21 protein-coding genes are annotated in these 19,093 nt (G+C 31.2%); 11 read left to right on the top strand and 10 right to left on the bottom strand.

Annotated elements, in window-relative coordinates:
- Positions 1 to 9: 9 nt before the first annotated feature.
- The 5 genes from VCM48_RS15235 to holA all read right to left on the bottom strand — a co-directional run bounded on the left by VCM48_RS15235 (position 10) and on the right by holA (position 4,991).
- Positions 10 to 480: a hypothetical protein gene (locus VCM48_RS15235; protein ID WP_482271063.1), complete on the bottom strand. Its 471-nt coding sequence runs from the start codon at positions 478 to 480 to the stop codon at positions 10 to 12.
- A 10-nt stretch (positions 481 to 490) separates the two neighbouring features.
- Complete coding sequence (locus VCM48_RS15230; RefSeq protein ID WP_482271062.1) at positions 491 to 1,150, bottom strand: hypothetical protein; 660 nt, start codon at positions 1,148 to 1,150, stop codon at positions 491 to 493.
- Positions 1,150 to 1,728 (bottom strand): hypothetical protein, encoded by a 579-nt coding sequence (locus VCM48_RS15225; RefSeq protein WP_482271061.1) that lies wholly within the window; start codon positions 1,726 to 1,728, stop codon positions 1,150 to 1,152. Before VCM48_RS15225 ends, VCM48_RS15230 begins: the two co-directional genes overlap by 1 nt.
- A gap of 6 nt (positions 1,729 to 1,734) precedes the next feature.
- Positions 1,735 to 3,618, bottom strand: a complete 1,884-nt coding sequence (gene tssD / locus VCM48_RS15220) for a type VI secretion system tube protein TssD (protein WP_482271060.1) — start codon at positions 3,616 to 3,618, stop codon at positions 1,735 to 1,737.
- A gap of 371 nt (positions 3,619 to 3,989) precedes the next feature.
- Complete coding sequence (gene holA, locus VCM48_RS15215; protein WP_482271059.1) at positions 3,990 to 4,991, bottom strand: DNA polymerase III subunit delta; 1,002 nt, start codon at positions 4,989 to 4,991, stop codon at positions 3,990 to 3,992.
- Positions 4,992 to 5,343: 352 nt separating this feature from the next.
- On the opposite strand from holA, the gene VCM48_RS15210 reads away from it, so the two are divergent.
- The 3 genes from VCM48_RS15210 to VCM48_RS15200 all read left to right on the top strand — a co-directional run bounded on the left by VCM48_RS15210 (position 5,344) and on the right by VCM48_RS15200 (position 8,171).
- The gene (locus tag VCM48_RS15210; protein WP_099216504.1) at positions 5,344 to 5,787 is read left to right on the top strand and encodes a type I restriction enzyme HsdR N-terminal domain-containing protein; all 444 of its coding nucleotides are present in this window, start codon (positions 5,344 to 5,346) and stop codon (positions 5,785 to 5,787) included.
- A 258-nt stretch (positions 5,788 to 6,045) separates the two neighbouring features.
- Positions 6,046 to 6,675 carry a hypothetical protein gene (locus VCM48_RS15205; RefSeq protein WP_482271058.1) on the top strand — a complete coding sequence of 210 codons (630 nt, stop codon included), beginning with the start codon at positions 6,046 to 6,048 and terminating at the stop codon, positions 6,673 to 6,675.
- A 497-nt stretch (positions 6,676 to 7,172) separates the two neighbouring features.
- The gene (locus VCM48_RS15200) at positions 7,173 to 8,171 is read left to right on the top strand and encodes a glycosyltransferase family 2 protein (RefSeq protein WP_482271057.1); all 999 of its coding nucleotides are present in this window, start codon (positions 7,173 to 7,175) and stop codon (positions 8,169 to 8,171) included.
- Here VCM48_RS15200 and VCM48_RS15195 read toward each other — a convergent pair.
- The 3 genes from VCM48_RS15195 to VCM48_RS15185 form a co-directional block, all read right to left on the bottom strand.
- Entirely contained in the window at positions 8,163 to 8,831 is a 669-nt protein-coding gene (locus VCM48_RS15195) for a ceramidase domain-containing protein (RefSeq protein WP_482271056.1), read from the bottom strand. The two genes, VCM48_RS15200 and VCM48_RS15195, sit on opposite strands and share 9 nt — an antisense overlap.
- Positions 8,832 to 8,916: 85 nt before the next feature.
- Positions 8,917 to 9,537 carry an L-threonylcarbamoyladenylate synthase gene (locus VCM48_RS15190; protein ID WP_482271055.1) on the bottom strand — a complete coding sequence of 207 codons (621 nt, stop codon included), beginning with the start codon at positions 9,535 to 9,537 and terminating at the stop codon, positions 8,917 to 8,919.
- 3 nt (positions 9,538 to 9,540) lie between these two features.
- The gene (locus tag VCM48_RS15185; protein WP_482271054.1) at positions 9,541 to 10,041 is read right to left on the bottom strand and encodes an IS1096 element passenger TnpR family protein; all 501 of its coding nucleotides are present in this window, start codon (positions 10,039 to 10,041) and stop codon (positions 9,541 to 9,543) included.
- A 58-nt stretch (positions 10,042 to 10,099) separates the two neighbouring features.
- Here VCM48_RS15185 and VCM48_RS15180 point away from each other — a divergent pair, with 58 nt between their 5' ends.
- The 3 genes from VCM48_RS15180 to VCM48_RS15170 are packed head-to-tail and all read left to right on the top strand — an operon-like array spanning position 10,100 to position 12,403.
- Positions 10,100 to 10,516: a PaaI family thioesterase gene (locus tag VCM48_RS15180; RefSeq protein ID WP_482271053.1), complete on the top strand. Its 417-nt coding sequence runs from the start codon at positions 10,100 to 10,102 to the stop codon at positions 10,514 to 10,516.
- A 1-nt stretch (position 10,517) separates the two neighbouring features.
- Positions 10,518 to 11,369, top strand: coding sequence for an alpha/beta fold hydrolase (locus VCM48_RS15175; RefSeq protein WP_482271052.1), 852 nt, complete (start codon positions 10,518 to 10,520; stop codon positions 11,367 to 11,369).
- Positions 11,366 to 12,403 (top strand): isochorismate synthase, encoded by a 1,038-nt coding sequence (locus VCM48_RS15170; RefSeq protein ID WP_482271051.1) that lies wholly within the window; start codon positions 11,366 to 11,368, stop codon positions 12,401 to 12,403. Before VCM48_RS15175 ends, VCM48_RS15170 begins: the two co-directional genes overlap by 4 nt.
- A 382-nt stretch (positions 12,404 to 12,785) precedes the next feature.
- Here the strand turns inward: VCM48_RS15170 and VCM48_RS15165 are convergent, their stop codons facing one another.
- Both VCM48_RS15165 and VCM48_RS15160 read right to left on the bottom strand, forming a co-directional pair.
- On the bottom strand, positions 12,786 to 13,148 hold the full coding sequence (locus VCM48_RS15165; RefSeq protein WP_274641213.1) for a PUR family DNA/RNA-binding protein: 363 nt from the start codon (positions 13,146 to 13,148) through the stop codon (positions 12,786 to 12,788).
- A gap of 82 nt (positions 13,149 to 13,230) precedes the next feature.
- Entirely contained in the window at positions 13,231 to 14,985 is a 1,755-nt protein-coding gene (locus VCM48_RS15160) for an ABC transporter ATP-binding protein (RefSeq protein ID WP_482271050.1), read from the bottom strand.
- A 154-nt stretch (positions 14,986 to 15,139) separates the two neighbouring features.
- Between VCM48_RS15160 and VCM48_RS15155 the strand changes: the two genes are divergently transcribed.
- From VCM48_RS15155 to VCM48_RS15135, 5 genes are all read left to right on the top strand, one after another.
- A complete protein-coding gene (locus VCM48_RS15155; RefSeq protein WP_274641211.1) occupies positions 15,140 to 16,240 on the top strand; it encodes a Glu/Leu/Phe/Val family dehydrogenase in 1,101 nt (366 codons plus the stop codon).
- Between the two features lie 77 nt (positions 16,241 to 16,317).
- Positions 16,318 to 17,256, top strand: a complete 939-nt coding sequence (gene nusB, locus VCM48_RS15150) for a transcription antitermination factor NusB (RefSeq protein ID WP_124590300.1) — start codon at positions 16,318 to 16,320, stop codon at positions 17,254 to 17,256.
- A gap of 39 nt (positions 17,257 to 17,295) precedes the next feature.
- The gene (locus VCM48_RS15145; RefSeq protein WP_124590302.1) at positions 17,296 to 17,763 is read left to right on the top strand and encodes a DUF1573 domain-containing protein; all 468 of its coding nucleotides are present in this window, start codon (positions 17,296 to 17,298) and stop codon (positions 17,761 to 17,763) included.
- Entirely contained in the window at positions 17,763 to 18,083 is a 321-nt protein-coding gene (gene yajC, locus VCM48_RS15140) for a preprotein translocase subunit YajC (protein WP_099216516.1), read from the top strand. The genes VCM48_RS15145 and yajC overlap by 1 nt, the downstream gene beginning before the upstream one ends.
- 80 nt (positions 18,084 to 18,163) lie before the next feature.
- Positions 18,164 to 19,093: a YbbR-like domain-containing protein gene (locus tag VCM48_RS15135; RefSeq protein WP_482271049.1), complete on the top strand. Its 930-nt coding sequence runs from the start codon at positions 18,164 to 18,166 to the stop codon at positions 19,091 to 19,093.

The raw sequence follows: 19,093 nt of genomic DNA, 5'->3' as shown, positions 1-19,093 counted from the left end.
TTTGATGTTTTAATTTTTAACTATTTTTCTTTTGCTGTAGAATAAAAAATAATAGAAAGCTAGATAAGATGATAACAAAGTAAAGGGATAGATTATAACTAAGTTAGCATAATAATAACGTTCTGCAACATTTAGTTCTGAATTAGCTTTTCCAAACTTAAATATGTTTAACAATGTATTTGTTATCTCATTGCCATAAGTAAAGTGTTCATCGATATAATTAATCAAATAAACCATAATTAAAGTTGAAAACCCAGCACAGGTAACATATACAAGTGGTTTTCTTCCCTTGAAATTCATTAATAGACCAAAAGCAGTTAATAAAATTATAAAAAAGAAAAACAACAAAAAGCCTTTACTACCTCTATCAGGCTCTCCTTGCATTAGTACTTCTGCTAAAATTATGAATAAGATTATTTGAAAAGCAGTAAAAATACTACTGAAAAAGATCAGCATTATATTGATTATATTTTTTATCATAATTTATTTTTTACCATTCTACAGGAAAAAAAACAGCTTTATAGCGAGTGGGTCTCACCTTAACTTCACTACGTTTTGAGCTTCCTGTAGGATTATACTTCATTTTACGAGCTTTTCCTAAACCTGTAATAAAATTCAGTGAAATAGTATCATTTTTAGTCAGTAATTCCAATAAGTTATAATGTTTGTTTTTAAACTGAGAAAAAGAACCTATGTGCAAAGTATCCTTGTTTTCCTTTATCATTTTTTCAACATAAGGTTTAAGTTGTAACTGGATAGCATTGGTAGCATCTAAAAGATGACATCTTATATAATAGACGTAATTTAAACTGTCTTTACCATAAATAATTCTTTTTTGGTGATTAGTAGCGTATATAAGTGAATCGTCTTTAATAGTATAGAGCCCTAATTGAGATTTTTCTTTTTCTATATAAGGGCTAAAATGGTAATAATTAATTTTACTTAGTGTCTGATTAACATAAGATGTATTCCTTATTTTAATTTGATTGGGAAGTTTTATGTATGATATTTTATTTTCAATTCGTTTTTTATACATCCCTATTATTACTGGATAATCATTAGCCTGAACTTGATTAAAAACAAGATCTTTTTTAGGGTTGGCACATGTAAATGTTGTTAAGATTATAAATAAGTAAATAGTTAACTTCATTAGTTAATTTTAATAGGGACTTTAATTCTTTTAGGAGGAGAAGTTGTTTTATCAAAATTTGTAAACTTTAAAAAAATGCTGTCATTTGATAATAATTTTTGTGTCAATTCAGGCAGTTTATTTTTGAAGTTTTTAAAACTACTCAAATGTATTGAGTCTTTATTTAAATGTTTGTTTTGAAAGGCTGAAAGAATTTTATTAGAATCCGTCAGGTTATCAATAAGATGTTTTGAGTAAACGACATACTCTTTTTTTTGTTTTGGAAGTATCTCTTTTTTGAGCGTGCTACTCAGTTTTATTAAATCGTTATTATCATTCTCCTTATACAAAAATGCGAAAGCACCTTCACTAGGTTTTTTATAGATGTATTGATGAAAAGTAAGCTCTTCCTTTTGATTAGCTGATTTATTATTTATAGTTAAAACAAAGGGAAAGCTAATAGCCCAAATATCTTTCTGCTCTTTATCATACCAAGCTATAACTTTGTTTTTATTAGAAGGATAATTATCCACTTCTATTTTACTGACAGTTTTACAAGAGGTACATGCTAATAACAGTATATATAAGTATATTTTCATTTTGATTTATTTTTGAAATAAAATTGATTCGATAACTCTAGGATTTTCTTTTAGGTAGTCTTTTTTTACTTCTTTAATTAAAAGTTCTATTTTTTTAGCACCTCTAGTATTTACATCATAATCTAAAAGTTCGTCAAAAGTTTTAAATTCTCCTAATAACAATGCTGAGAGAGTTTTACTTGAAATAGGAATCAAATTATAATCTGTTTCATAAACATGTAAAAATGTTCTTAAAGCATCTAATCCTTTTGTTTTTGCTCTTTCAAGTTTTTCTTGCATTATTTGGTTAACCATAGCCTCTTGCTTTTCATGTTCAACTAATGCTACATATCCTAAAAACTCAAGCCATAAACTAATACCTACTATGGGAGTTTTGGGTAAAAAACGTTTTAACAAAAAATCAGGTACGTTTAAAGGTGTATCCGTTATTTCTTCTAAGCTCATCATAGAGAAATCAACCAAACTAAATATTTTACTAAATGCTTCAGATGCGTCTTCTGCACTCATTAGTGGTCTTATACGTAATGTATTTAGTATTTCTACATTAGTACCATTAGTTGCAAAATAATGTGCTTGGTTAGCTGCTGATTTTACAACACCGTTATTAAAACGTCTACCTCTTTTTACAATTACTTCTTTGTTAAATACTTCTTCGGTGTATTGATAAATTTTTCTAGACTTAGTATGTATTTTACCATTTGTGTCTACCATAGTACCTTTGGCTAATTTCGCCAATGCAATGGTAGTTACTCTACTTTCAATAGCATTATTATAACCTGCTACAGCACTACTTACAAGTTTTTCAGCTTTCTTTTTAATTTTCTTTTTAATTTTTGATTTAGCAATGCCCTCAACTTCATCAGTTGTAGCACCTTTAAGTTCTGCCAAAAATAAAGGGCTTCCATCATTAGCAATAAGTTGTGGTAATTTACCCCCTGCAATAGAAGGTTTAAAAAACAGTGTTCGATCGGAAAAAGCTACATTAAGATAAAGATTTTCTCTATTCGGTAAATTTTTAGTTATTTTTTTATAAGTAACTCTCCAATAAAGTTCAATATCGTAAGCTCTATCTTCTACAAGATTTTGTTCCCATTTTTGGTTAAGAAAAAGTTCAATAGTCGCCTTATTATTTTTTACAATAGCTTTTTTATGAATTTCTTTCTTATCGAATTCATCATCGTCAGGGTTTAAATAGTCATCTGAAAAAAACTTATCTAAATCATATAATTTACAGTCTATTTCCTCACGATCCTTTATATTCTTAGTTTCTATATGAAAATAAACTGTGTCTCCTAATTTTGCTTTTTTTAGGTTTAATCTGTCATTTTTATTTTTAGTCCACCATCCACTAATTATTTGAGGTTTTTTTTCTGATTTATTAGTTTCTTTCGCTTTATAAGGAGTTTCTTTTATAGGCGGTATAAAACTTTCTTGCCAGTGTTTTATATAACGAGTAGGACTTTTTCTTCTCCAGTCTGTACTATTATTAAAAAAACGATAGTCTTGCATCGCAGGCGATATGGTTAACGTAACATACATACCTTTTTGGTTGTCAAAAGCTTCGTAGTAATTTACAAGTACACCATCTTGAAAGTTGTATTGAAATAGTTCTATTCCATCAAACTCGTCTTTGTAAAAGACTATTTTACCATCTCTTAATAAGTATAAATTAGCGGGATATTCAACTTTTGGGTTTTCGGTTCTATCGGCTTTAATCCACTCTGCAAAAGAGTCGTCATACATTTGTGATTCAAAAGTTACTGAGATAGTTCCTCCCATTAAGGCAGAAGTAGGTTTACCGTTCCAGTCAGTAAGTCTGTTGTAATTTAAGTTAGCAGTAAGCAATTCTCGTTCCTCACCACATACAAAAAGCTTTGCTTTTATGTTCATAGATTTTTTTTAGGGTGGTACAATTTTTTGAGTTAAAGATATAAAATATCTCCAAAATCATACAATTAGTGTATTGATTTTTAAGCTTTTTACCGTAAAACACTGTCTTTTAAGAAGAACCAATTTTATTTGTACGCAACTTGTACTTATACATACAATTTTATGTACTTAAAAAGAGACAAAGTAGTACGTATTTTTTTATCTCTTTATTCGAGTAGTTGTCTATTTGATACGTTTAATTATGAAAAGAGAGAGTAGGTAACTTAATTTGATTGCCTCATTATTAGAATTTTGTTTGTAAAATATCGTTTTACGACATTTTTACTCGTAGTTCTTTACTTCTTTAATGATAAGGTTTGTACACAATACTATTAATGCAAAATCTTAAACAGTAATTCTTTTAAAATATCTGCATGGGTTTGGTTGGCTCCTACTCCTTTGCTTTTTACATCGGCATCACGTAATAAGGCTATAATTTGTGATACTTTTCGCATCGGGTAGTTACGGGCAGCGTTTACGTAGTCGTCCACAAAATATGGGTTTACTCCTAAGTTTTTAGCAATCGAAGCTTTTGATTTGTCTTTTAATCCGTGGTACATTAATAACTGTGTAAAGAAGCTATTTAGTAAGGAAATAGTCATTACCAACGGATTGTTCTTTGGGTTCTGTGCAAAATAATTGATAATTCTGTTCGCTTTCACCACATCTCGCTGTCCTACAGCTTTACGCAATTCAAAATTGTTAAAGTCTTTAGAAATCCCTATGTTCTCTTCAATATGCTTATCGGTAATAATGGTTTGCGCAGGCAATACTGAGGTTAGTTTATCTAATTCGTTGCTAATCTTACTCAGGTCTGTTCCTAAAAACTCCACCAACATTTGTGCAGCTTTCGGTTCGATGTTAAACTTTTTTCCGCCCAACACTTGACGAATCCAATCGGCTACTTGATTATCATACAGTTTTTTACTTTCATAAATGAGTCCGCTTTTTGCTATGGCTTTGTACGCCTTTTTACGTTTATCGAGCTTTTTGTATTTGTAGTTAAACACCAATACGGTACTCGGTTGCGGATTGGCAGCATATGACTCTATTTTATCAATCGTACGGCTTAAATCTTGGGCTTCTTTAACAATAATCACCTGCTTTTCTGCCATCATCGGAAAACGTTTTGCCGACGATACAATTTCTTCTATCGACACATCTCGACCGTACATAACTACTTGATTGAACCCTTTTTCAGATTCATCTAACACATTATCTTCAATATAATCTGAGATTTTATCGATGTAATACGGTTCTTCTCCCATTAAAAAATAAATGGGTTTGATGTTGCCTCCTTTTATATCGGATATGATAGATTTAATTTCGTTCATGTGTCTTTCTTCTGCCTTCTTTTGGTGTTATTGTTATTAAAATGTTGTAGCTAAGTATTCATTCCTTAATAACACTCTTAGTCATTTCGACGGAGCGATTTTATGAGCGACGAGAAACCGTAAGGTTCAGCGAAGCTAAATCTTAACAATAAGAGTAACACACCTCTTGAGATTCCTCCTCCTTCGTCGTTCGGAATGACAATTACTATAATGTCATTTCGAAGGAGGTTACAACTGAGAAATCTTAAACAAGGGAGTTACTCCGCTGAATGAGATTTCTACCTCTGGTCAAAATGACGGCTTCTCCTTCTTCTCCATTAGAAATAACTTATAATTTTCTTACTTTTGGGTTATGCAAAAGCTCAACCTTCCTAGCTATACATTCAAGCTCAAAAGTAACGAAAATAAGACGCTTATTTTTGATAATTTGAGAAAAAAATATATGGTATTAACTCCTGAGGAATGGGTACGTCAGCATTTTGTTCAGTGGTTAATTCAAGAAAAAAACTATCCTGTTTCGCTTATTGCTATTGAAAAACAATTGGTTATCAACAACCTTAAAAAGCGTACCGATATTGTGATTTTTGCTTCGGACGGACATCCGAATATTATTGTAGAATGTAAGGCTCCGCATATAAAAATAACGCAAGACACATTTGATCAAATTGCACGTTATAATTTAAAGCTTGATGCCGATTACCTCATCGTTACCAACGGACTACAACACTTTTTTTGTATGCTCGATAAAGAGAAGGAAACCTATGTGTTTTTAAGAGATATTCCTGAGTACCAATAAACTTTACGAAAACAGATTTTACTGCTGAACTGGTAACTATTAAGGAGCTAACGACTGAGAAATCTTAAACAAAAAAGTTACTCTCCTCATTAAATTCCTCCATTACGTTCTCAATGACGACAGCTTCTTTAAGGATATCCAACACACACTTCAACACAAAAAATTATGCGCTTATAACATTCGTTTATCTTTTTTGCTATCAAATTCTTAAATTCACATAACAAAACAACTTTATACCAAACTTTAAAAATTGACTTTATGAGTAACTCTATTAAATTAAACTTTGTAAACAAATCAAATGATGCGAATAATAGTGATGTTGTAATTTTTCAAAAGAATGTTGCTAGCAATTTTGATGAACGTCATATTGCATGGAAAGTGATTAAAAATCCAAGTCACGGGGAAAGCCATCCTATTAATTATTCTACTAACTTTCAAGTTTCTGCTGTTGATTCTTACGGAAACTTCACACCCAAATTAGCCGCTTATGATGGAAGTGCTTTTGAAATGGTTGAGAGAGCATCTGGACACACTTTACAACCATCCCAACACTTTGCTTCTAACATAGATGAAGTAGAAGTACGAAACAACCTAACACGAAGCGCTATTGATGCTAATTGTTATAAGGATGGTAAACTATTAGCTATAAAAACTAATCTTGCACCAGGTCAAAAAGCTGTTTTTAAATTCAATCCTAAACTTTATATAGGTGTTGCTTCTGAAATTGTAGAAGGAGAAATTCTTAATTCTGCTATTATTTCAAAAATAAACACGGAAATAAATTTATTTGAGGTTCAAAGCGCTGATATTGTAATGACTGGCGGAGGTTCTGAGCCTTTTAATTTTAGTTTAGAGAATGTAACATATATACCTGTAGAATTAGAATAGGAATTGCGCTGTTTAATGAGAGTTACTCGCCTCATGAGATTCCTCCTCCTTTGTCGTTCGGAATGACGGAAATGTGAAACGTCATAGCGAGGAGTGACAACGACGTAGCTATCTCACTCTCAACAAACAGATTGCTTCGTTCCTCTCGCAATGACGATTACTATAATGTCATTTCGAAAGAGGTAACTACTGAGAAATCTTAAACATAAGAGTTACTTACTCCTCTAAATGGAGTTTCTCACATCCGTTCGAAATGACAGGAATGCGAAACGTCATAGCAAGGAATGGTAATTACATGGCTATCTTACTCTCGATAAAAAAGATTGCTTCACTACCGCTCGCAATGACGAAACACGATTGTCATTTCGAACTGGAGTGTAACGGAAGGAGAAATCTCATGAATATGAGTAACACACCTTAAAGAGATTCCTCCCATACAGTCGGAATGACGAGAGGTTTTTAATGTAATTTCATTTATAAACTGTAAATTTGCCGTCTTGAAAACAGCAATCGTCATATTAAACTGGAACGGAAAAAAATTGCTTGAGCAGTTTTTACCTTCTGTCGTAAATTTTAGCTCTGAAGAAGCAGAAGTATATGTCGCTGACAATGCTTCTACGGATGATTCTATTGCCTTTATTATGCAGCATTTCCCTACTGTTAAGATTGTAAAAAATACCGAAAACGGTGGTTATGCAAAAGGTTACAACGACGCATTACAACATATTGATGCAGATGTATATTGTTTGGTAAATTCTGATATTGAAGTTACCAAGAATTGGTTAACTCCTATTATTGATACTTTTAAGAAAGAAGCTAACACTGCGATTATTCAACCAAAGATTTTAGATTTTAAAGATAAATCGAAGTTTGAATATGCTGGTGCTGGTGGTGGCTTTATTGATGCTTTTGGATACCCGTATTGTCGTGGTCGTTTGTTTAGCGACTTGGAAATTGACAACGGACAGTTTAACGATACTTCTGAAATTTTTTGGGCATCGGGAGCTTGTTTTTTTATTCGTTCAGAAGTTTTTCATCAACTCAACGGTTTTGATGAAGACTTTTTTGCACATCAAGAAGAAATTGATTTGTGCTGGCGCGCTAAAAACAGTGGACATACTATAAAGTACGTTGGGGCTTCAATTGTATACCATGTGGGTGGTGCTACATTGGATACGTTAAATCCTAGAAAAACGTTTTTAAATTTCAGGAATAGTTTACTCAACTTGGTTAAAAACTTACCTTCTACGAAATTGTTTCCAATTATTTTTTCTCGTTTGATCTTAGACGGTTTGGCAAGCCTTAAATTTTTATTAGAAGGAAAACCTAATCATTTGTTTGCTATTTTAAAAGCTCATTTTAGTTTTTATATGCATCTTCCTAAGTTCATAAAAAAGAGAAATAAATCTCCTAAAAAATCGAATTACTACGAACACAAGTCTATAGTTTGGCAGTATTACGCTAAAGGAAGAAAAAAGTTTACTGAACTACGTTAATTCTTGTTCATCTTTATAGATATAATATAGCAGAAAGAAAACTGCTATTCCTCCGAAAGTATGCCATAACCAGTGCGTTCCCATAGGTAGTAACTCTACTTTATTATCCAATGTTCTAAATAGCAACGCTATTCCAAATACCATTACTCCATACATTATATACTTTACGTTTTTCCAATGTGTTTTGTAAGCATACCAAATTAACGGAGTTATTACTGCAAATGCTGTTACTGCATATCCAAACGATGTTCTATACCCTGAAGGTATTGGTAAAAACCTTGGTAAAATAGATACTAAAAGTATAGCTACGATTATTGCTAATCGTTGCCACCATTTCTTTTTAATTTTTCCTATGAAATAAATAATAGCTCCTAAACATACAATCATAATAGGAACCCAATCTAACAACAACCAAAACTCATGACTTCGTGTTCCATGAAACATGGTGCCTCCTATCCAACTGATAAATATTACTGGAATGGCAAACAGAAAAAACGGATATTGTTTAGGGTTTTGATAAACTCTTCTTCCGAAGTAAATCAGTAGTACAATAAATATTAAGTTACTAAAGGTATTGAAAGGTTCAACAGGTAATCTGCCTGCTATGGTTTCTTGATATATTGGTCCGCTGTCGTTAGGGAATCTATCCAGTAAAAACATATATCCTTTTTCTATTCTGTACTAAGATAGGAATTGTGCTTTTAATTGAAAAGTGATTTTTTAAGATTTAAACTAAGTTTATTAATTACAAAATATCTAAACTTCCTTTTCCTTCACGAAGTACTTCTGGCTCGTCGGTTGTTAAATCAATTACTGTAGATGCATGGTTATCTCCGTATCCTCCATCAACTACAACATCAACTATATTTTGCCATTTCTCGAAGATTAATTCAGGATCGGTTGTGTATTCTAATACTTCATCTTCGTCATGTATAGACGTAGATACAATTGGGTTCCCTAAAGCTTCTACAATGGCTCTTGCTATATTATTATCTGGCACACGAATACCTACCGTTTTACGCTTTTTATACGCTTTTGGAAGTGAATTACTACCTGGTAACACAAAAGTATATGGTCCTGGTAATGCTCTTTTTAAAATTTTATAGGTGGTTGTATCAATTTGTTTGACATAATCTGATAAGTGACTCAAATCGTTGCAAACAAATGAGAAATTGGCTTTTTCTGGCTTTACTTTTTTTATTCTCGCTACTTTTTCTAGTGCTTTAGTATTGGTAATATCGCAACCTAAACCATAAACAGTATCGGTTGGATAGATAATCAACCCACCATTTTGTAAAACTTTTACAATTTTTTCAATCTCTTTTGGATTGGGGTTGTCGTTATACAATTTTATAAATTGCGCCATAGCTTAGTAATTATCAAAGTCAAAATCATCAAGGCTTTCAAAGTTATTAAATTCATCATCAATTTCATCATCTATATTTTTTGAAAGGTCATCTGCTTTAAATTCTTTTTCTGGGGCTTCTTCTGGAATTTCTCCAACAGATAAAATCATTTTTGTTTCAGTTACTTCTTCATTCGATTGTTCAATCACCTCCACGTAAAACGTCCACATTTGTAAAAAATCATACACATAAATTAACTTATCGTGTTGATTTGGCAAGGTTTCATGTAAAATACATGTTGCCATTGAAATTCCATCTCCTGCTTCTGACATATTAAATAGTGGAATTTCTTCGCCTTGGTTCCAATCTTCATCGGTACGGTAAAAAGATGCCATTTCTTGTACATTAAAACCAAACGCTTTTGCAATATCAAAGTGTAGGTCTTCTAACGAAGCTTTTTCATTTACCAATAGGGTTCTTATTACATCTTCTTTCGTATCTAAAATTACGCGTACTTTATACATTCTATCATTTTTTGTCAGTACAAAAATACGTATTTTTGGGTGATAATTTTTAGTTACCATGAATAAGCAAGCATCTCTTACAACCTTAAACAGTTACAACAAAAATACATTAATGGAAACTTTAGAAATAGAGTTTGTTGATGTTGGAGATGATTTTATTACTGCTAAAATGCCTGTAACTCCTAAAGTACATCAACCTTATGGATTATTACATGGTGGAGCAACAGCAGCCCTAGCAGAATCAGTAGGTAGTTGTGCTTCTGCTTTTTTTTTAAGAGATTCTTCTAAAATTGTAAAAGGAATTGAGTTAAGCATCAATCATGTAAAAAGTAAGCGAGAAGGACTTGTTTTTGCTACCGCTAAAGCTATTCATAAAGGCAGAACTACACATTTATGGGAAGTGAGAATTGTTGATGAAGATGATAACTTGATTTCACTTTGTAAGATTACCAATATTGTTTTAGATAAACAGTAGCATGAAATTGCTGAAGAAAATCTTAAAAATTGTTGGAGTTACTCTCTTTGTGCTCTTTCTTATTTTGTACTACTTATTCTGGAATTTTTCTGCTCCAAAATCTGATGCAAAAGTACTTGAAAAGTTTTCTGATAGATATGTTACTCCTATTCTCACTCATGAAAACTTTAAAGGGTTTAAGTTTAGGAAACTTTCCATTATAAAAGACACGACTTTACCTACACTCGTTTTTGTTCATGGAACCATAGGATCTTCTACTGATTTCGTAAGATATATGAAAGACAGTGTATTGCTTAGTAAAGCAAATATGATTTCATACGACAGGATTGGTTATAATTATCAAGACAAAAACCCTGTTCAAGAAAGTATTGCTTTTGAACGTGATATGTTAAAGAGTATCTTACAAGATTATAACCCCAACAAAACAATACTAGTAGGCTACTCTTACGGCGGTCCTATTGCTTTGGCTATACAACAAAAGATTCGGAAAGTGATTTTGTTGGCTCCAGCAGTGTATAGCGAAATAGAACCTATGCCATGGTCTTTAAATCTATATAAGTGGAAGCTTACTCGATGGTTGGTTCCACCTATTTGGCAAGAAGCTAGCAGAGAAAAGTTATCTCATAAACAAGATTTACTACTTTTTGAAAACAATTGGAAATCTACACCAAACACCATAGTAAGTATTCATGGAACTAATGATTGGATTGTACCTTTTGAAAACTCATTATTTTTAAAAGAACAATTTCCAAAAAATCAGTTTGAGTTAATTAGTATACCTGATGCTGGTCATGGATTTATTTGGAGTAAATTTGACGCAATTAAAGAACATTTAATACAACAACTAGATTGAGTATTTTTTCAAACATAAAAGAGACTTTAGACAAAAAATTACCTTTTGTTACTTATAGAAAACCTAATACTTCTAAAGTAAAAGGATGGTTTCAACAAAATGATGATTTAATTACTTCGGAAAACTATAGTGAAAGTGGGTTTATTTTTGCTCCGTTTGATAGTAAGGATAAAGCTGTTTTGATTCCTAAAAACCAATCTACTTACACTGAAGAAGAGGTTATTATTGATAATATTCTAGCTAACAATACAAATCACAGTCCTGATACTGCTTCCGAAGAAAATCACATTCAATTAGTTGAAAAAGGAGTAGCTGCTATTAAAAACCAGGAATTTAAAAAAGTGGTGCTATCTAGAAAGGAAAAAGTTGAGTTACCTGACTTTAACCTTATTGAAACTTTTCAAAAACTCTTAAGCAGCTATCCTACTGCTTTTGTATATGTATGGTATCACCCTAAGGTTGGGATGTGGTTAGGTGCTACTCCAGAAACCTTAGTAAGTATTAAAGACAAGAGTTTTACTACTATGGCTTTGGCCGGAACACAAGTTTACAATGACACAACTAATGTTATTTGGCAACCTAAAGAGCTAGAAGAACAACAGTTTGTTACTGATTATATCACCGACAGGTTATTAAATATTTCTTCAGAAATTACTACATCTGCTGTTGAAACTATTAAAGCTGGGAAGTTACTTCATTTAAGAACTATACTTAACGGTAAATTAAAAACTAATACTGCTTCTTTAATTAAAAGCTTGCACCCTACTCCTGCTGTTTGCGGATTGCCTTTAGAAACATCAAAACAGTTTATTTTAGATAATGAAAGCTACCATAGGAGCTTTTATACTGGTTTTTTAGGAGAGTTAAACATTAATGATAAAGAAAGTAATTTGTTTGTTAATCTTCGTTGTATGGAGGTTTCTAATAAAACTGTAAATATTTATGTTGGTGGAGGAATTACACGCGACAGTAATCCTGTAAAAGAATGGCAAGAAACGGTTGCAAAAACAACTACCATGAAAAAAGTTTTATAAGAAAAATAACTTCCTGATAAAATACTTCAACTTAAACAAAATATAACCTACTGATATTCAGTTTTTTTTATTATATTTAGGAGAACTCAAAACTCGCTTTCCTATGAAACAAAAATTACTTAGGATTAGCCAGCGTGAAGATAAACTTAATAGTAGAGTAGGTAGAACTTTAACTTATAAGCAGCTGGTTGAATTCGCATCAAAACTACCAAACAAAATAAAATCACTTATGTAAAAAGTAAAAAACCACCAATTGCTGTGCAACAACTGGCGGTTTTTCTAGTGTAAATTGAATTTGAATTGATTTTTTTCTGCACAATCTAGTATCTAAACACAAATTGTACAATTTGTGTTTAGAGCTATGCAAAACAGTTTCTTCTGTTTAAATATCGTCGAAAGAAACGTCAGTAAAACTTTCTGTTGAAGTTGCTTCTGTTGCTACGTTCTCTTCCTTTTTATAGTCTTTTTGATGGCGTTCACTGATTACCTCAGATCCTTTTTCGTTTACAATAAAGTCTGTTGCTTTATTCAACATTTCTTTAAAGTCGTTAAAATCTTCTTTGTATAAATAAATTTTATGCTTTTGATAATGAAAAGAACCATCATCGTGAGTAAACTTCTTACTCTCTGTTACTGTTAAATAATAATCATCTGCCTTTGTAGATCTAACATCAAAAAAATATGTTCTTCTTCCTGCTCTTAAAACCTGTGAAAAGATTTCCTCTTGTTCTACTCTCTCGCTCATAATTCGCTACTTAAAATAATAGTTGTTTACTTAAATTTTCTCAACAAATCTAACAAAATATTTGACTTGACAATACGAAATGCTATATTTCTTTTTCTAAAAGCTGCTGCTCATACAACTCTTTATAATAACCTTCTTGTTTTACTAATTGATTATGAACACCTTGCTGAATTATCTTTCCGTTATCTAATACAATTATTTTATCTGCATTTTTTGCTGAAGATACCCTATGACTTATTATTATCGTTGTTTTATCACTAGAAACACGTTCTAAATTTGATAAAATTCTTTCTTCTGTCTCAGTATCTACTGCTGACAAACAATCATCAAAAATTAAAATCTTAGGATCTTTTATAATTGCTCTTGCAATAGAAGTTCGTTGCTTCTGCCCCCCTGAAAGCGTAACGCCACGTTCTCCTAAAATAGTTTTATAGCCTTGTTTAAAATCGATAATATTATCGTGTATGACTGCATTTTTAGCCGCTTCAATAATTTCTTCTTCAGTAGCATCTTCTTTACCAAATTTGATATTGTTTTCAATGGTATCTGAAAACAAAAATGGTTCTTGCGGTACAAAACCTATTTGGTTTCTTATATCATATAAATTACAGGTTTTAATATCTTTTCCATCCATTAACACAGTTCCTTCAGTAGTATCATACAAACGTGAAACTAAATTAATAATAGACGACTTTCCACTTCCTGTTTTTCCTAATATCGCTAATGTTTCTCCTTTTTCTACTTTAAAGCTCACATCTTTTAAAGCTGTGATATTTGTGTCTTCATAAGTTAACGAAACATGCTTAAACTCAATTTCTCCTTCTATTATAGTTTCTTCTTCATTTGTATTTTTAATTTCAGGAACTTGTTCTAAAAATTCATTTATTCTTTCTTGAGAAGCTTCTGCTTGCTGTACCATTGAAGTTACCCAACCAACTACTGCTACTGGCCATGTTAAAATATTTACATACATAACAAAAGCACCAATGGCTCCTACTTGAATTTCTCCATTGATATATAATGTACCACCAACATATAGAACAATAATGTTACTAATTCCTATTAATAAAATCATTAATGGAAAAAATAATGCCTGTACCTTATATAAGTTTATGTTTTTGTCTTTACTAGCATCTGCCAGCGTATCAAAATTTTTAATCACAGCACTTTCTATTGCGTATGATTTTACCACATTAATTCCAGAGAAAAACTCTTGATTAAAAGTAGTTAATTTTGAGAGGTACTGTTGAACTACTGTACTCCGTTTATTTATTTGCCTACTTAATACAAAAACTGATACCGATAATACTGGAAAAGGTATCATTGTATACAAAGTAAGTTTTGGTGATATTGCATACATTTGGGTAAAACCAACAGCAAATGAAACTAACATATTTAATGAATACATAATAGCTGGTCCAAAATACATACGAACCTTAGACACATCTTCACTAATACGGTTCATTAAGTCTCCCGTTCTATTTTGTTTGTAAAAATTAAGTGATAGTCGTTGGTATTGCTGGTAAATCTCATTTTTTAAATCAAACTCAATCAATCGAGACATTACAATAATAGTTTGACGCATTAAAAAAGTAAAAAAACCACCTAGTAAGGTTACTCCTATTATAAGTAAAATGTTCTTAAAAAGTATACTTTTTACTTCAGACATTTCAGCTATTTTTCCTAACTGATAATCTTCTACAACATTTAATGAGTCTCCAACAAAATCAGGAATTTTTAGTGTTAGTATTTTTGATAATATCGTAATTAAAATTCCTAATAATAACCTCCATTTGTATTTAACAAAGTACTTATTTAAGTATTGTAATGCTTTCAATTCTATTCTATTATAAAAATTAAACTTTATAAAGGGTCTTGTTAAAGATACCTTAATTGAGACCACTTTTTTTGCTTATGTTTTAACGATTTCTTATTTTTGCCCTCGAATTTTTGAGATTGTCCAAATCATCTCAAATTAAAAAACAAAACAAATGACATCAGAAATCATTGATACTAAAGATCTTAAGAATGACCCAGTGTTTGGTCAGTTATCTTTTGACAATCACGAGCAAATCGTTTTTTGCAACGACGAAGATACAGGTTTAAAAGCAATTATCGGTATCCATAACACAACTTTAGGACCTGCCTTAGGAGGTACTAGAATGTGGCAATATAAAAGTGAATGGGAAGCTTTAAACGATGTTTTACGTTTGTCTCGTGGTATGACTTACAAGTCTGCTATTACTGGATTAAACCTTGGTGGTGGTAAAGCAGTTATTATTGGTGATGCTAAAACTCAAAAAAACGACGCTTTAATGCGTAAATTTGGTGAGTTTGTTAATTCTTTAAGCGGAAAATATATTACTGCTGAAGATGTTGGAATGGAAACTCGTGACATGGATATTATCCGTGAAGTTACTCCACATGTAACAGGTGTTTCTGAAAGTATTGGAGGTTCTGGAAATCCTTCTCCTGTAACTGCTTATGGTGTTTATATGGGAATGAAGGCTGCTGCTAAATACAAGTTTGGAACTGAGAACTTAGACGGTAAAAAAGTATTAGTTCAAGGTGTTGGTCATGTTGGTGAAACTTTAGTAAAGCATATTACTGATGAAGGAGCGCAAGTTATTTTAAATGATATTAACGAAGCTCGTTTAGAAGAGTTAAGTAAAAAATATGGTGCTAACGTGGTGTTAGGTAATGACATTTTTGGATTAGATGTTGATATTTACGCTCCTTGTGCTTTAGGTGCTACTATTAATGATGAAAGTATTGCTCAACTAAAAGCTAAAGTTATTGCTGGTGCAGCTAACAACCAATTAGCTAATGAGTTAAAACACGGTACAATGTTAAAAGAAAAAGGAATTGCTTATGCTCCTGATTTCTTAATTAACGCTGGTGGAATTATTAATGTATATGCAGAGGTTGTTGGTTACGATAAAGCAGAAAGCTTAAAGAGAACTGAAAACATTTACAATACTACATTAGATATTTTCAATTTATCAGAAAAAGAGAATATAACTACACATCAAGCTGCTTTCAATATTGCACAAGCAAGAATTGATGCTCGCAAAAAAGAGCAAAATAGCTAGATAAAAAATAAAAAAGTTTTACTTTTGCAGAGCGTTAGAAATAGTTTCTATCGCTCTTTTTTTTAAAGTTCTTTAGAATGATTAACAGAAGACATATTCGTGTTAAAGTAATGCAATCGGTTTATGCGATGCAACAATCGCATAGCGATGATTTAGTTAAGGAAGAAAAATTCTTAAAACATAGCATTCAAAAAATGTACGATTTGTACGTTTTAAACCTTCAATTATTAGTTGAAGTACAAAAATTAGCTCGTAAGAGAATAGAGCTTTCTAAAAAGAAAATACTAGCTACCAAAGAAGAACTCAATCCAAATACAAAATTTATAGATAATAAACTTTTAAACTCACTTAACGAAAGTGTAAGTTTAGAGGGGTATGTTGAGCTTAATAAGCTAAATTATTGGGATCTTGATGATGAATACGTAAAAATCTTATTAGATGAATTACAGAAAAGTGACATCTACAAAAAATATATGGACACTGTTGAAGATTCTTATAATGTAGACAAAGCTTTTGTTATTGATTTTTTCAGAGAAATAGTAGCTCCTAATGAAAAGTTAGCTGATTATTTTGAGGACAAAATGATTTCTTGGGTTGATGATATTCCTTTTGTAAATACTTGGATTCTTAAATCTTTAAACAAACAAAAAGCAAATAAGCCATTTATATTAGGAAGTTTGTATAAAGATAATGATGATAAGGTTTTTGTTTCTGATTTATTTACAAAAACAATGTTACATCAGCATAAATATGAAGAAGACATTAAAGAGAAAACTCCTAACTGGGAAGCTGATAGAATTGCCGATATTGATATGATTATCATCAAGATGGCAATTACAGAGTTTTTACACTTCCCTTCTATTCCAAGCAGAGTTACCATTAATGAATATATTGAATTAGCTAAAGACTATTCTACAAACAAAAGTGGTTACTTTATTAATGGTGTTTTAGATAAATTAGCCAAAGACTATCTAAGTTCAAACAAGATGGTTAAAATTGGTAGAGGTTTATTATAATAAATTAGTATTTTTACAACAAACTAAAAATATTTTAAAATGAAGAAAATAGCAGTAATAGTAGCATTTGTTGTTTCAGCTGGAATGTTAGTTTCTTGCGGACAAGGAAATGCTTCATCAAAAGTTAAAAAAGAAAATGTTGAAAACGCAGAAAAAAGGGATAGCTCTATTGGTTTAGGCTCGCCTGTTATTTCTTTTGACAAAGAAGAGTTTGACTTTGGTACTGTTAACGAAGGAGAGGTTGTTAAAACTACCTTCGTAGTAACAAATACTGGTAAAAGCGATTTAATTATTACGAATGCGCAAGCATCATGTGGATGTACTGTTCCTGTATGGCCAAAAGAAGCTATTGCTCCAGGTAAAACGGGAGATATTAAAGTTAGCTTTAATACTAACGGAAGAGTTAACAAGCAATCTAAATCTATCACTTTAACTACCAATACAGAAAAAGGTAGAGAAGTTATTAAGATTTCTGGAATGGTAACTCCTAAAAAGAAGAACTCATAATGTTTACAACCATTTTTTTACAAGCTAGCTCACAAGAAAGTTTAATGAATATGCTTCCTTTTGTGGCAATGATTGCCGTTTTTTACTTTTTAATTATTCGTCCACAAATGAGACGTCAGAAAAAGGAAAAACAATTTCAAACTGAAATTAAAAAAGGAGCTAAAGTAGTTACAACTAGCGGAATTCATGGTAAAATTGTTGAAATTAATGATACTGACAATACTGTTACTATTGAAACAGGAGCTGGTAAAATAAAGTTTGAACGTTCTGCCATTTCTATGGAAATGAGTAAAAAATATATTACTGAAACTAAAAAATAACAGTATACAACTTTATAAAAAAGTGAGCTCATGGGCTCACTTTTTTGTTTTTTATGTAGATTGCGTCAATAAATTATTTCTTGAAAACAAAATTTAACATACCTAAAACTTTCTTTGGTTTTTTAACTGCTTCAATATTTTTTTGGCTACTTATTAATCTGTCAAAAGAATATGATACAACCATAGTATATGATGTTGAGTATACGCAATTACCACAACAAAAAACATTAATAGAAACACCTATTAACAATCTTTCTTTAAAGCTAAAAAGTAGCGGGTATAATTTATTGGTTGCTAGCATTACTCACAAACCTATTAAACTAAACCTTGATAAAGCTTCAAGAAAAACTGGAACTAATTACTACTTCTTATCTAAAGATCTAATTTCTGAAGTCCAAGAACAACTAAAATCCAGCATTGAGTTAATTGAAATTAAAGAAGACACTATTCCTTTAAAAATTGGTACACTTAGTTCAAAAAAAGTTCCTTTAAAATCTAACTTAAATATTTCTTTTCAGTTAGGTTATGACCTTTCTAAGCCTGTAACTATTGTTCCTGATAGTGTTTTAATTTCGGGGGATGAAACCTATGTTGCTAAAACCGAATTTCTAAACTTAGAAAGTATAACTTTGGAAAACTTATCTAAGAGTACTACTATCTCCTCTCCTATTATTTTTCCTGAAAATGTACAGCTGAAGTCAAGTCACTCTACAGCTGAAATTAACATTGATGTTGATAAATTCACAGAAGGAGAAATAGAGATTCCTGTATTTGTTAAAAATGCTCCTAAAGGGATTAACGTTTTTCCAAAAAAGGTTAAAATTATTTATAAAGTGGGATTACAAAACTTTAATGAAGTAACTCCTGATTTATTTAAAGTTGAGTGCGATTACCTACAGTCTAAAAACAAAGACATCAATTATCTTACTCCTAAAATAAAAGATCTTCCAGATATGGTTACATTAGTAAGGATAGTCCCCAATAAAATTGATTTTTTAATATACGAATAG

It is taken from the genome of Tenacibaculum sp. DPLXC6 (assembly GCF_056815515.1).
Note: the sequence above shows the minus strand (reverse complement) of the source record. Positions and strands in the feature narration are given on the sequence as shown.